This is a genomic window from Chamaesiphon sp. (genome assembly GCF_041737865.1).
Taxonomy (GTDB): Bacteria; Cyanobacteriota; Cyanobacteriia; order Cyanobacteriales; family Chamaesiphonaceae; genus Chamaesiphon.
On the sequence record NZ_JBGSQZ010000124.1, the window covers coordinates 1 to 12,278 of the forward strand.

Annotated in this window: 13 protein-coding genes and 2 pseudogenes; 3 read left to right on the top strand and 12 right to left on the bottom strand. The window is 44.8% G+C overall.

The window, feature by feature from the left end; genetic code table 11:
- Positions 1–379: 379 nt before the first annotated feature.
- Positions 380–2,608 carry a glycoside hydrolase gene (locus ACEW9J_RS08985; protein WP_373544794.1) on the top strand — a complete coding sequence of 743 codons (2,229 nt, stop codon included), beginning with the start codon at positions 380–382 and terminating at the stop codon, positions 2,606–2,608.
- Between the two features lie 109 nt (positions 2,609–2,717).
- Here the strand turns inward: ACEW9J_RS08985 and ACEW9J_RS08990 are convergent, their stop codons facing one another.
- The 6 genes from ACEW9J_RS08990 to ACEW9J_RS09015 form a co-directional block, all read right to left on the bottom strand.
- Positions 2,718–3,122: a type II toxin-antitoxin system HigA family antitoxin gene (locus tag ACEW9J_RS08990; protein ID WP_373544795.1), complete on the bottom strand. Its 405-nt coding sequence runs from the start codon at positions 3,120–3,122 to the stop codon at positions 2,718–2,720.
- Positions 3,106–3,345: a type II toxin-antitoxin system HigB family toxin gene (locus ACEW9J_RS08995; RefSeq protein WP_373544796.1), complete on the bottom strand. Its 240-nt coding sequence runs from the start codon at positions 3,343–3,345 to the stop codon at positions 3,106–3,108. The genes ACEW9J_RS08990 and ACEW9J_RS08995 overlap by 17 nt, the downstream gene beginning before the upstream one ends.
- Before the next feature lie 126 nt (positions 3,346–3,471).
- Complete coding sequence (locus tag ACEW9J_RS09000; protein WP_373544797.1) at positions 3,472–3,738, bottom strand: hypothetical protein; 267 nt, start codon at positions 3,736–3,738, stop codon at positions 3,472–3,474.
- Positions 3,739–3,801: 63 nt separating this feature from the next.
- Positions 3,802–4,050: a hypothetical protein gene (locus ACEW9J_RS09005; RefSeq protein ID WP_373544798.1), complete on the bottom strand. Its 249-nt coding sequence runs from the start codon at positions 4,048–4,050 to the stop codon at positions 3,802–3,804.
- Positions 4,051–4,182: 132 nt separating this feature from the next.
- Complete coding sequence (locus tag ACEW9J_RS09010) at positions 4,183–4,767, bottom strand: Uma2 family endonuclease (RefSeq protein WP_373544799.1); 585 nt, start codon at positions 4,765–4,767, stop codon at positions 4,183–4,185.
- The gene (locus ACEW9J_RS09015) at positions 4,727–4,951 is read right to left on the bottom strand and encodes a hypothetical protein (RefSeq protein WP_373544800.1); all 225 of its coding nucleotides are present in this window, start codon (positions 4,949–4,951) and stop codon (positions 4,727–4,729) included. Before ACEW9J_RS09015 ends, ACEW9J_RS09010 begins: the two co-directional genes overlap by 41 nt.
- A 104-nt stretch (positions 4,952–5,055) precedes the next feature.
- Here ACEW9J_RS09015 and ACEW9J_RS09020 point away from each other — a divergent pair, with 104 nt between their 5' ends.
- Positions 5,056–6,981 (top strand): ABC-F family ATP-binding cassette domain-containing protein, encoded by a 1,926-nt coding sequence (locus tag ACEW9J_RS09020; protein ID WP_373544801.1) that lies wholly within the window; start codon positions 5,056–5,058, stop codon positions 6,979–6,981.
- A 17-nt stretch (positions 6,982–6,998) separates the two neighbouring features.
- Here the strand turns inward: ACEW9J_RS09020 and ACEW9J_RS09025 are convergent, their stop codons facing one another.
- The 3 genes from ACEW9J_RS09025 to ACEW9J_RS09035 all read right to left on the bottom strand — a co-directional run bounded on the left by ACEW9J_RS09025 (position 6,999) and on the right by ACEW9J_RS09035 (position 8,685).
- Positions 6,999–7,355: a hypothetical protein gene (locus tag ACEW9J_RS09025; RefSeq protein WP_373544802.1), complete on the bottom strand. Its 357-nt coding sequence runs from the start codon at positions 7,353–7,355 to the stop codon at positions 6,999–7,001.
- Positions 7,356–7,483: 128 nt separating this feature from the next.
- On the bottom strand, positions 7,484–7,813 hold the full coding sequence (locus tag ACEW9J_RS09030; RefSeq protein ID WP_373544806.1) for an MGMT family protein: 330 nt from the start codon (positions 7,811–7,813) through the stop codon (positions 7,484–7,486).
- Between the two features lie 8 nt (positions 7,814–7,821).
- Positions 7,822–8,685 carry an aspartoacylase gene (locus ACEW9J_RS09035; protein ID WP_373544803.1) on the bottom strand — a complete coding sequence of 288 codons (864 nt, stop codon included), beginning with the start codon at positions 8,683–8,685 and terminating at the stop codon, positions 7,822–7,824.
- 254 nt (positions 8,686–8,939) lie between these two features.
- Between ACEW9J_RS09035 and ACEW9J_RS09040 the strand changes: the two genes are divergently transcribed.
- A complete protein-coding gene (locus tag ACEW9J_RS09040; protein ID WP_373544804.1) occupies positions 8,940–10,664 on the top strand; it encodes an alpha/beta hydrolase in 1,725 nt (574 codons plus the stop codon).
- A 105-nt stretch (positions 10,665–10,769) separates the two neighbouring features.
- Here the strand turns inward: ACEW9J_RS09040 and ACEW9J_RS09045 are convergent.
- The 3 genes and pseudogenes from ACEW9J_RS09045 to ACEW9J_RS09055 form a co-directional block, all read right to left on the bottom strand.
- Positions 10,770–11,126, bottom strand: a pseudogene (locus ACEW9J_RS09045) (LuxR C-terminal-related transcriptional regulator); the annotation flags it as partial.
- Between the two features lie 65 nt (positions 11,127–11,191).
- Positions 11,192–11,344, bottom strand: a pseudogene (locus ACEW9J_RS09050) (ATP-binding protein); the annotation flags it as partial.
- A 429-nt stretch (positions 11,345–11,773) separates the two neighbouring features.
- Complete coding sequence (locus tag ACEW9J_RS09055) at positions 11,774–12,136, bottom strand: hypothetical protein (protein WP_373544805.1); 363 nt, start codon at positions 12,134–12,136, stop codon at positions 11,774–11,776.
- Positions 12,137–12,278: the final 142 nt, after the last annotated feature.

Here is a 12,278-nt window from a genome sequence, read left to right on the forward strand (position 1 = left end):
TGTTCTGTCTCTTTTACTACTAATATTGACCGAGATCCCGTCAAGGCTTCTCATTCACAATATCTGCAAAAAAAATACCGAATTGAATTTAAGGCGCACACACATGTCTGGGCTTAAAAAAACTTTTGTCCGTCAATCAGAGCCTAAAGCCTAACCCCTAGTTAAGTGTTGTGAACCAATAGCGCGATCCCCAGTCAAATTTTGCTCAAAGCGTGTTTTCACCAAAAAAAGTGAGTTAAGATCGCAAACGATCGGTCAAAATTTGACAATCTAGTCGTTAGCGTACCCTCTGTGCAAGAGAATCGCCGTTACTCGCAGCATCTGCCGCAGCGAATCGATTAGTATGTGCTTTAATTAATCATGAATTTATAACTCATCTATGCCGCATCCTCTCCACGTCGCCTTTATTTGGCATCAGCATCAACCTCTGTATAAGTACCGCGATGGTAAGTACCGATTACCGTGGGTGCGGTTGCATGGTACGAAGGATTATCTAGATCTGATTTTATTACTCGAAAAATATCCCAAACTGCATCAGACGGTCAATTTGGTGCCATCGCTGATTTTGCAGTTGGAGGATTATATTGCGGGGACAGCCTTCGATCCCTATCTAGAGCTGGCATTGATGCCCGTCGAGCAACTGCAAGCCGCACAGAAACAGTTCATTATTCGACACTTTTTTGATGCCAATCATCACACGCTGATCGATCCTCATCCTCGGTACAGCGAACTATACCACCAACGCCAAGAACGCGGCGAACCCTGGTGTTTCGAGCAATGGGTCGATCGAGATTATAGCGATTTATTAGCATGGCACAATCTCGCTTGGTTCGATCCCCTGTTCTGGGAAGATCCAGAGATCGCGCACTGGCTCAAACAGGATCGAGATTTTAGTCTCAGCGACAGACAGCGGATTTATTCCAAGCAGCGGGAGATCTTGCGGCGAATCGTCCCCCAACATCGGAAGATGCAGGAATCGGGACAATTAGAGGTGACGACTACACCTTACACGCACCCGATTTTACCCCTGCTCGCCGATACCAATGTGGGACGAGTCGCCATTCCCAACATGACTCTACCAGAGCAGCGATTTTGCTGGGCAGAAGATATTCCGCGCCATCTGAGCAAGGCTTGGGAGATGTATAAGGATCGCTTTGGCTGTGCGCCACGGGGCTTGTGGCCGTCAGAACAGGCGGTAAGTCCAGAGATGTTACCTTATGTTGCCCAGCAGGGTTTTAAATGGCTGTGTACGGATGAGACAATTTTGGGTAGCACCCTCGGTCACTATTTTCATCGCGACGGTGCGGGTAATGTGCTCGAACCTCAGGCACTATATCGCCCCTACAAGGTAAGTACGCCCGACGGCGACTTGTCAATGGTCTTCCGCGATCGCCGATTATCGGATTTAATTGGATTTACATATAGTGGGATGCCAGCCGAAACCGCGTCGGCAGATTTAGTCGGACATTTACATGCGATTTCGCGATCGCTGATTGCCAAAGAAGGACATGATGGTACTAGTCTCGAACAACCTTGGCTAGTCACGATCGCACTCGATGGCGAAAACTGTTGGGAACACTATCACCTCGATGGTAAACCCTTCCTCGAACACCTCTACCAGACTCTCAGCGACGATGAGACGATCAAACTCGTCACTGTCTCCGAATTTCTCGACGAATTTCCCGCCACAGCCAGTTTCCCTGCTCCCTCACTCCATACAGGTTCGTGGGTAGATGGTAGCTTGACTACCTGGATTGGCGATCCTGCTAAAAATCGGGCTTGGGATCTGCTCACCACCGCCAGACAAGTCCTCGCCAATCATCCTGAAGCTACCGAAACGACTAATCCCGCAGCGTGGGAAGCTCTATATGCAGCCGAAGGTTCGGATTGGTTCTGGTGGTTTGGCGAGGGACACTCCTCCAACCAAGATGCGATGTTCGACCAACTCTTCCGCGAACATCTGATCGCTCTCTATCAGGCTTTAAATGAGCCTGTACCAGCTCAATTGAGTCTCGCCGTAGAGTCCCACGAACGCAAGACTACCTACCGTCCAGAGGGTTTTATCAACCCCAAAATCGATGGACGTGGGGACGAGCAAGATTGGAATTTTGCGGGACGATTGGAAATCGGCGGTGCCAGCGGTACGATGCACCAAAGTAGTCCGATTCAGCGGGTGTACTATGGAGCGGATCACGTCAATTTCTACCTGCGGATGGACTTTAGAGCTGGTGTCAAACCAGGAGTAGAGATCCCCAATGAGTTGAACTTGGCTTGGTACTATCCCAAGGAAACGATGCACAATAGCCCGATTCCATTGGCAGAATTACCCCGCAAAGCACCGACTAATTATCGGTTCCACCATCGCTTGCTGATCGATCTGACAACTAAGTATACTTGGCTGCAAGAAGCAATGGATTACGATCGGTGGGAGGCGCGATCGAGCAATGCGATTGTCGCCTGGGATAAGTGTCTAGAAATCGCCGTACCTTGGGCAGATCTCAATCTAGAACCCGATTATGGGCTACAAATGGCACTGGTATTCTCTGATTGCGGTCGTTATCGTCAGCACATCCCAGAGCAGGGTTGGATTAGTTTGCAAGTTCCATAAATTAGGGGATAGGCATTAGGCATTAGGTTTTAGGTGTTATGAGGATTGGCAGTTACCACCAGCTAGGTTTCGGGCTTTTATAATGCTATAAATAATTGCACCCACCTACTTAAACCACAAATAGTGATGAAGGAAGATTAAATCGATCGCTTAATTTCTCAGCATGAGTTTTATCGATCGATCGTCTTCCATCCATGACCTCAACCACAAGATCTTGAGAGCCAAACACACCAATCAAATCTGCTGGCTGAAGATTATTGGCTTCCATCAAATGCAACAATCGGCTGTGAGGAGTTGATAAGTTTTGGGATGGATAATGTTCTAACTCGAATTTCTCGACCAAGATTACAAATAGATCGAGCAGCCGATTTTCTTCTAAGCCACTCGACTCTTTATTCATCAACAATTCAATAATTGCTAGTACCCGTTGATATTCCGCTTCTGTCTCGATCGGTTGGGGTAGGACTTCGACCAAAAGATTTGCGTAGTTTTCGCGATTAAAAGTAAGGGTCATTTTTCCAGTTATCCTTATCGTACTCAGCGTGAGTTAGAAAATACTTGAAATAGATAATTTGCTTGAGATAGTTGATGGAAACAATGAGGCGCGCTTGAACTTGGCTAATGGCTGCTTGGGGGGTAATAGCGATAACGTGGCAATCGGGAAGTTCTAATACAGTAGCGGAAGATTGTCCGTCGGCAGTTTGTTTTAATAAAATCTTGTAAGTTGAGGCTACCATAAGAACGTTAGAGATCCGATTTACGAGTGGATCTATATTCTATCTGAAATTATCAGAAACTATCATTAGGAGTTTGAGTGTTATTGAATCGATCGAGAGCGCAGGATCGAGTATTAAATTTTCAAATTAGCCTGATATTAGTTCCAACTCGATCTGTTTTCCATCATCGTTCTGGCGACGGTTAGCAGACTTCAGAACATCAGAAACCATCAGCACATCTAGTCTCGCCGAACCATCCAAAATACTCTCGGTCGTTACTATTTGAATTTTGGGGATAGCTCGATCGAATAGATCGAAGTGATACGCTCCATATACTTTAGCTTCTTGGAGCATTGGTTTTATTGGTGCTTTTAGGGTAATGAAAATTCCTAACTCAGCCCGATCGCGAGTCATCGTACCTAGCAGATCTCGAATATCTTTCGCGCCAATATTACCAGATTTTACTTGTAAGATAATTTATCCGTGATTCTTGTTGTCAATAGGAAAAAATCCTTGTCCATCAATGCCCCGATCTGCACCCTTTTTCTGATTGATTGCAGCGCGATTTTTGGAATAGGTGGGGACAGCCCATTTTTCAAATTCTTTGCGAGTACGATCGTCTTTTCGATTAGCAAGAGCTTCCGCAGATTCAAGATCTTTAGGAATTCCTGAAGTTATAATATTCTCTAAAATATTGCTACCGTGAGTATCTTGTAATCGTTTCATAATCAGACTTATTGCTTGATAGGTAATATCGAGCGTTACGGCAGCAGCCCAACATACCCTACATCACCTTATCTTCTCATTTAGGATTGCTATGTAATGCCATCAACAACTTAAATTTTATTAATTAAGTTATCAACAACCAGCAGAGAGAATCTCATCGGCGGTTAAATTTATCAGCCTATCTTGAAATTGTAATTTATCATTACCCCGATAGATTTGCTCTCGATATCCTGCTGGTATCAATGTTAAAACCATAATTTCTCGAACGTGTGGATCGACAATCCAATAGATCGGAGTATCTCGATCTTGGTATTGCATTCGTTTGGCAATATAATCTCTGTCTCGCTGCAAATCACCAGGACTGACAACTTCTACAACTAAATCTGGCGGTGCCATCTGCAATCTGACTATATTGCGTAGACGTAATTGTTCGATGTGTTCTGTTTTAATAATCGTCAAGTCAGGATAACGATTGCGGGGTTCTCCATTTACTTCCAACTCTAGCCCATGTCCCCGCACTCGTAAATGACCGAACATCTGTGCAAAATATATGAGCAGGTTAGTCGCAATTCCGATATTAAATCCTGATTCTGGCGGCACTAAAATTAATTCCCCATTGAATAATTCATATAGTCGATTGTTGTCATCTGTATAGGCTAAATAGTCCTCAAAAGATTCAAATCGAGGCTGCGTTACTACTACTGGTGATAAAGTCATCGAAGCGGCACTCCTGCAATGGCAAGGACTGAGTATATTGTACCAATACTAAAATAGATTCTCCAGCAGCGGCTACTTGTGGTGAGCCAAGCCTGCGCTTTGCGCTGAGTACGCCAACGGGTAAAGTATCGTGTAAATTGGGTAACATCGGGCAAAACCTAACATCAATAGTCTCGATCGACATACAATGATAACTAACCCCACACAGTTCGCGGCATACATCCGCTGGAGCTAAATGGGGAATCTATTGAGTCGATCGCAGCAACCTAAAACCCACATCCCAACTCCATGACTATTTTTACGTTGCAATCAGTTAAAAAAGACTTTGGAATCAAAGAGATTCTCAAAGATGGATCGTTTAGCTTAGATGCGACGGACAAAGTTGGTTTGATCGGTATGAATGGCTCTGGCAAATCAACTTTACTCAAGATGATTGCAGGCTTAGAACCGATCGATGGCGGACAGATTTTACTCAATCCTGGTGTGACGACGATCTATCTCCCTCAGCAACCAGAGATGGACCCCAACCATACGGTACTAGAACAAGTATTTGCCAACAGTGGCGAACAAATGCAACTAGTCCGCGACTATGAAGAAATATCTGAAAAATTAGCTCACATTGGAGATGATGATTCCACGGAATTATTGAATAAACTATCCATTGTGATGCAGCGGATGGATGCAGTGAATGCTTGGGATTTGGAAACTAAGTCCAAGATTATTCTGACTAAGTTGGGAATTCATGATTTTGAGGCGAAAGTTGGCGATTTGTCTGGTGGATATCGCAAACGAATTGCCCTAGCGGCAGCGTTATTGTCGGAGCCAGATGCTTTATTGATGGATGAGCCAACCAACCATCTAGATGCGTTATCAGTAGAGTGGTTGCAGGAGTATCTCAGTCGGTATCGGGGCGCGATCTTATTGATTACGCACGATCGCTATTTCTTGGATAAGGTAACTAATCGGATCATTGAGATCGATCGAGGTGATATTTTTACTTACAGTGGTAACTATACTTATTATCTAGAGAAAAAAGCCTTGGCTGAAGAGTCGATGGTTGGCACCCAGCGCAAACATGCAGGCTTACTGCGGCGAGAATTAGCTTGGTTGCAACGTGGAGCAAAAGCTCGTAGTACCAAACAGAAAGCGCGAATCGGACGGGCGGAAGATCTCAAAGAAAAAGAATTTAAACAGACAACTGGACGAGTAGATATCTCTACCCCGACACGGCGAATTGGTAAGAAAGTCATTGAAATCGAGGGCGTATCTAAAAGCTATGGCGATCGCCAGTTAATATCTGATTTTACCTATGAATTTTCGCCGGAGGATCGAATCGGGATCATCGGTGAAAATGGAGCGGGTAAATCGACGCTGATGGACATCTGTACGGGCAGATTGGCACCTGATAAAGGTAGTGTTGATATCGGTGCCACAATTCATATTGGCTACTTCGATCAACATTCCGAAGATTTGCAAGAAGCGGGTACCGAACAACTCCGCGCGATCGACTATATCAAAGAAGTCGGTGAATATGTCAAAGTTGCCGATGGTAGCCAAATTAGTGCGTCCCAAATGTTGGAGCGGTTTCTATTTACACCCAACCAACAATACACGCCGATTAGTAAACTCTCTGGTGGTGAAAAACGACGGTTATTTCTGTTACGCGTACTGATGAGTATGCCCAACGTATTGATCCTCGACGAGCCGACAAACGATCTCGATGTGCAAACCCTCGGCGTGTTGGAAGAATATCTATCCGAATTTAACGGTTGTGTAATTGTAGTTTCGCACGATCGCTACTTTCTCGATCGTACCGTTGAGAAAATATTCTCGATCGAAGCCGAAGGCAAAATTCGTGAATATCCTGGCAACTATTCCGTCTATCTCGATTATAAACAAGCTGAAGCTAATGCTGAAAAATTAGCCGCAAAAAATCAGTCTGCCAAAAAAGTAGTTGCAACACTACCACCAGAACCACCCAAACCCGACACTCAGAAACGCAGCTTATCTACTTGGGAACAGCGTGAATTTACCAAACTCGAAGCCCAAATCGCTAAACTAGAAGCCGATAAAGTCAAACTCGCACACCAATTATCGCATTCCCCGAAAGCAGATTATGGTCAACTTCAAGCACTAAACACCCAACTCGAACAAATTAATCAAACCCTCGATACTACTACCGAACGTTGGTTGGAATTGGCTGAATTTAGCTAGATTAGAGTGGTTGAATGTCACTGAGATCTGAAGATTCGATTTGATACAACTCGATCTTTGGAATCAATAATCTGCACAGATATTCTTGTCTGCTTACCTTTTGATAGTTGTTTTCCCACTGGAGTTACCCGATAAGTATAACCAGCATTCTTCCAGATGCGAGTATTGCTCTGCTGACTCGATTTGGTGTGGGCGATCCTCAGACAGCGATTTTGAGGATTGCAGCTATAATAATCACCTCTCGATTCGAGATCGAGAGTGTATCCACTACTTTTATAAGAGCCTAAAATCAATCCACCAGCTTCAGCGATAGTTGAAGCTGCGATCGTGGCGAACACTCCAGTTGTTAGTAAAATTTGAGTGAGTTTTATCATGTCTGGATTCGATCGATATAGATGTTAACGAAGAACAGAAGCTATGGCTTCGGGGTTGAAATCCCCCACATGCGCCAGGTATCCTCTGCGCGATCTCATCATCCGCAATTATCAATTAATTTAACATCCTACTCATGGAACCAACCGAATGGTGGTTGCCATCGATACTTTTTAAGATCGATGCGATTGCCCTGGTTGAATTCTATTCCCTCTTGCTCTAGGAGGGTTTTCTGTAAATAGTCACCACCACAGCGGGCGATGGAGTATGAAATTTCGCCCTTGGCATTTACTACTCTTTGCCACGGAATATCGGTTTCGATTTCTACCCGAAATAGAGCGTAACCTACCAATCTCGCTTTGCCATCCAAACCAGCTAACTGGGCAACTTGCCCATAGGTAAGGACTGTACCGATCGGAATTTGCTTGACTACATCATAGATTCTTTGGTACTTTGTCAAACTCACAGTCATGGTAATCGTTCGGTTAAAGTCATAGCAATACCTTTTTCATAATAAGCAGCTTCATTAATAAAGATCGGGAAAACTGTCGATTTGCCATCATAGGGAATCACCTCACCAGTAAATGTCAAAAACATCGGATCGCCAGGATGCAATGGCTGATAGTCTCTAAACTGGAGTTCGGGGTGAATCATCGCTTGGATTTCGCCTGATGAATTGCGGGGATAATCTACGGATGAGATCGATTGATATCCAGTCATGCTTGATAAAACGGGTAGCGGGTTGCCTTGATTTGCCGCTTCTATGTAGTCCAAAATCGCCTGAACCAGCATTTCGGTTTTTTGGAACAGATCGGCATTTAGCACACCCTGAGCGACCGCCCCGACTTCGATCGTGCAGCCTAATCGAGCAAGCGATCGCAGCATCGGAGTGTCTGAATTGCACTTGATGCCATAACAAACTCTGACATCGGGATGGAGTCCGCTCAAATAGGCAGCCAGTCGCAAATTAAAGGGATCTCGGCTCGATGGTAAAATTGTCAGCCCCATATTTGCAGTAGAGCTATGCAGATCGATAATCAAATCCACATCAGCTAGTTGTGCGGCGATTTCCTTGGCACGGTTGGCTTCATATCCAGCCAACTCTAGATTAATCAAATCTTCATTATTGAAACTGCGGTTGAGATCGCGATCGATATAACGTCGATTTGCGACAACTGCTTGAGGGTTGGCGAGTAGAGTCACACACTCAAAACTGAGACGATGCAGCAGCTCTGGGAACCGATCGAATTTTTGCACCAGATATACACCAGTCAACTCATTACCATGCGTCCCGCCAACAATCGCCACTTTACGGATCGAATCGGACACCATCAGCGCACCTCTAAAGCTATTGATTTATGCGGTTGACAACTATGCAACCGTTACTCCCCAAGATAAGGAGCTTCAAACTAGATGTCAAATATTTATGAACCCAAGGATTCGTAACCAAAGCAGCGGCTTTGGTGCCGAATTTTCAAATTTTTGGATGGCGATCTCCAACAATCATCCGATTTAGTCTTATCGAGCCAGATCGACCTGTGTTAAAACCGATTTATATCGATTTAAATCCATCCTCAGCCAATTTTATGCTGCGTCGTTTCACTAAATTTCTCGGGATCGAAGCCTTGACAATCGCGATCGTTACTCTCTCCGTCCCTTTACCCGGACGCACTGCCGAGCGAATTACCGGATATTTCGCTCCATTTAAAGACTTCTCAGTCTCGGTGCGAGATCTCGAAGCATTTGCCCAGGAGGGTAAAATTCCGGCGGAGTATGCCGATTTAGCCAAACAAACTCCACCCGCACAACTGCAACAGTTTCGACAGTCATTGCGGCAGAGATTTGAAGTGAGCACCGAATATGTGTCGCAGTTTACTTCTGCACCGCTGACAGAAAAGCTCTTGGAACGGGTTGGCGAGTCGATTCAGACAGATGGGCGACGGAATGGGATGAAATCCCTACGATTGGCACTGATTCGGGCTGCTGGAGACAAAAAACAAGGATTAACCGCGATTAATGTCTTGCGGCGGTTTCCCGGTCGCCAAATTAATCTCAATCTAGCTGAAGTATTTACCATCTATGGCAATCTGACAGAATTGCTCAGACGCCGAGATAGTACGATCCTCGCATTCAATCAGATTGCCGATGCTGAAGCGGCAACTTCCACTACTGACTTTTCCAACCGACTAGATCTCCGCCGTGCGGGGACATTCCGCTGGCAAAAACGCCAATTTGAGTGGCTGGATCGATTGCGCCAACGGATGGTACCAGGGGATCTCTATCTACCCCAAGCAACTTCCAATCCGGTACCAGTTATCGTTATCTCTCACGGTGTCGCCGAAGATCGCACTACTTATGCTTATTTAGCCCAACATCTAGCTTCTCATGGGTTTGCAGTTGCTACTCTAGAACATGTCGGCGGGGATGCCAATCGCTTTCGGAAGTATTTTTCAGGGCTGGCTCCAGCTCCAAAGGCAACTGAATTGCTCGAACGTCCCCGCGACATATCTTTTCTGTTGGACGAGTTGCAACGTCGGGCACAATCCGATCCTACCCTCAGCCAAATTGATGTCCAGCAGGTGGGACTAGTCGGACACTCGCTCGGTGGTTATACAGTGCTAGCTTTGGCTGGTGCTCAACTCAATTTCGATCGGATCGAGCGTGATTGCAATCCTAATCGCTCTGTGAATCTATCCCTCCTGCTCCAATGCCGTGCCAAGGAACTAAAACCCCAACGCTATGCCCTCAAAGACCCCCGCGTCAAAGCGATCTTTGCAATCAGTCCTCTGAATAGTACGATTTTTGGTCAGCAAGGCATGAGTCAAATTCGCTTACCCGTTTTCTTGATGGGTGGTAGCGATGATATTGTTACCCCTGCTGTACCAGAACAAATTTATCCGTTTACCTGGTTGCAAACACCCGATAAGTATCTGGCTATTTTAGACAAGGGAACGCACTTTTCGACTCAAACTATCTCCAATAGCGATAGTGTTGTGCCAATTTCCGATAGTCTCATCGGCCCAGATCCAGCACAGGCAAAGCTCTATGCTCAGGCACTCAGTACGGCTTTTTTTCAAACCCATTTAGCCAATCGGAGTGAGTATAAAACTTATCTCAGTGCTGCTTATGCCAAATCGTTAGTGCAGCCTCTCCTTCAGAGAATCGGGCAGATTAACGTTACTAAAGCGAACAATTCAGCAGTGACGGCTAGCGGCTCGCTACAACTCAATTTAGTCCCAGCTTCTGCGGCGGAGTCGCTCGTTCAGGTGTTGCAGCAAGACAATGCTCTTACTCGCAAGCTGGTTCCATAGGTCGATCGAAGGGTGCAATCTGCAAATTTCACCCGATTAGGGCATTGGTGTGTTAGGCGTAAGCCGTAACGCACCCTACACTAACTAGATTAGCCTAGTTAATTACTATCGATCGAATATTAAATTCCGTTGTAGGGCAATAATCGCTGCCTGAGTTCGATCGCTCACAGCTAACTTTTGCAAAATAGCATGAACGTGAACGCGGGCTGTTCCAGCAGTAATAAATAGCGTCTCGGCAATCTGTTGATTGGTTTTATCCTGAACAATTAATGTCAAAACTTCTAACTCCCGCTTAGTTAACTGAAACTCATTAGCTAATCCCGTCGCCCGATCGTTTTGGTGAATTGCTGTATAAATCCGATCGCTAGCATTCCGATCCCACCAAGTGGCACCCATCGAGATCGATCGAATTGCCAACACCAATTTCTCAGCATCAATTCCCTTGAGACAATAACCCTTTGCACATCCGCCCAAATTCTGCCTCCATGAGCTTCAACAATTTGGCGCGATAAATATAGTCCCAATCCAGATCCCTGCCCCTGCTGATGAGCCTGATAAAACCGATCGAATAGTAATGGCAAATCTGCTGGAGCGATACCTTTCCCTCGATCTGAGACTTGGACGATATAGCAATGATTGTTACTATAGATTGTCACATCTATAACTAGGCTGTACCTCATAGCTGCCGGAAGTGCTATATACGCTAGAGAAAGATTACCTATATCCTCTTTTAAAAAGTTCTGATATTGGCAATAGCCGAGTTCTCGATTATCGAAAGCTTGTATCGATGGCACAAAAATCTGTTGGTGAAGATACAACTACTATTCAAGACAACGCTCCTAAAACATAGCAATATCTACTCGAACATGCAGGATATTTAAAAAACAGAAAAAGTTCGATCTATAAAAATAAACCACCATATTCGATCTTTGGTGTTGGAATATATTCTTTTAAGAGCTGGAAAATAGCGATTTCTGGGCTTTATAAAAGACTAAATTTTTGCCTTGTCAAACCCTTGGATGAGAAATTAGTCATATTTGACGATGCTGTAAATTTTTTGTCTTTTAAAACTGAGGCAGAAGCTCAATTCATTTTTGGGTTACTGACATCTAATCCTGCATTAGAGTTTCTTGACTCGATGATTTTTGGGGATGGAAAAAGACCGAAAATTCCACTACCCAATCAAACCCATTCACCTTATTACTTCCGTGAGTAAAAATTGCAATCTGTTCCTTAACTCGATCGATCTCCTTTTTTAAACTAGCCTTCTTAGCTTGTCCATGAGCAGTCAAAAATTCAGATTTTAGCTTCTGAAACTCTTTCACAAAGACATCTCGTGCTGATTGTTGATTAGCGATAACTGGTGCCGTCAGGCTATCACCCGCTTCGACTTTATAATTAGGGCTTGCTGAATTAGTCCCTGATGCTGTTCTAAAGCCTGAACTCCTTGCTAAAAAATGGTTTTGTTGCAAATATTCTCACTCGATCGCCAGATTCAAGCGATCGAGTGCAAGGGTTTTGAGCCTTTCAACGTCAAAACCTTGCACTTAATTTCTGGAAAAAGGCTCAAAACCCTTGCAGTGATTGGCTTGCTGAGATCTTCAGCAAGCCCTA

What these genes read in the sequence shown, in the direction of transcription:
- ACEW9J_RS09035 (WP_373544803.1), bottom strand. Translation starts at nt 8,685, where the DNA reads ATGGTGTCCGATTCGATCCGTAAAGTGGCGATTGTTGGCGGGACGCAT.
- ACEW9J_RS09040 (WP_373544804.1), top strand. Translation starts at nt 8,940, where the DNA reads ATGCTGCGTCGTTTCACTAAATTTCTCGGGATCGAAGCCTTGACAATC.
- ACEW9J_RS09015 (WP_373544800.1), bottom strand. Translation starts at nt 4,951, where the DNA reads ATGTCGATCGAGACTATTGATGTTAGGTTTTGCCCGATGTTACCCAAT.
- ACEW9J_RS09020 (WP_373544801.1), top strand. Translation starts at nt 5,056, where the DNA reads ATGACTATTTTTACGTTGCAATCAGTTAAAAAAGACTTTGGAATCAAA.
- ACEW9J_RS09025 (WP_373544802.1), bottom strand. Translation starts at nt 7,355, where the DNA reads ATGATAAAACTCACTCAAATTTTACTAACAACTGGAGTGTTCGCCACG.
- ACEW9J_RS08995 (WP_373544796.1), bottom strand. Translation starts at nt 3,345, where the DNA reads ATGGTAGCCTCAACTTACAAGATTTTATTAAAACAAACTGCCGACGGA.
- ACEW9J_RS09010 (WP_373544799.1), bottom strand. Translation starts at nt 4,767, where the DNA reads ATGACTTTATCACCAGTAGTAGTAACGCAGCCTCGATTTGAATCTTTT.
- ACEW9J_RS09000 (WP_373544797.1), bottom strand. Translation starts at nt 3,738, where the DNA reads ATGACTCGCGATCGGGCTGAGTTAGGAATTTTCATTACCCTAAAAGCA.
- ACEW9J_RS08990 (WP_373544795.1), bottom strand. Translation starts at nt 3,122, where the DNA reads ATGACCCTTACTTTTAATCGCGAAAACTACGCAAATCTTTTGGTCGAA.
- ACEW9J_RS09005 (WP_373544798.1), bottom strand. Translation starts at nt 4,050, where the DNA reads ATGAAACGATTACAAGATACTCACGGTAGCAATATTTTAGAGAATATT.
- ACEW9J_RS08985 (WP_373544794.1), top strand. Translation starts at nt 380, where the DNA reads ATGCCGCATCCTCTCCACGTCGCCTTTATTTGGCATCAGCATCAACCT.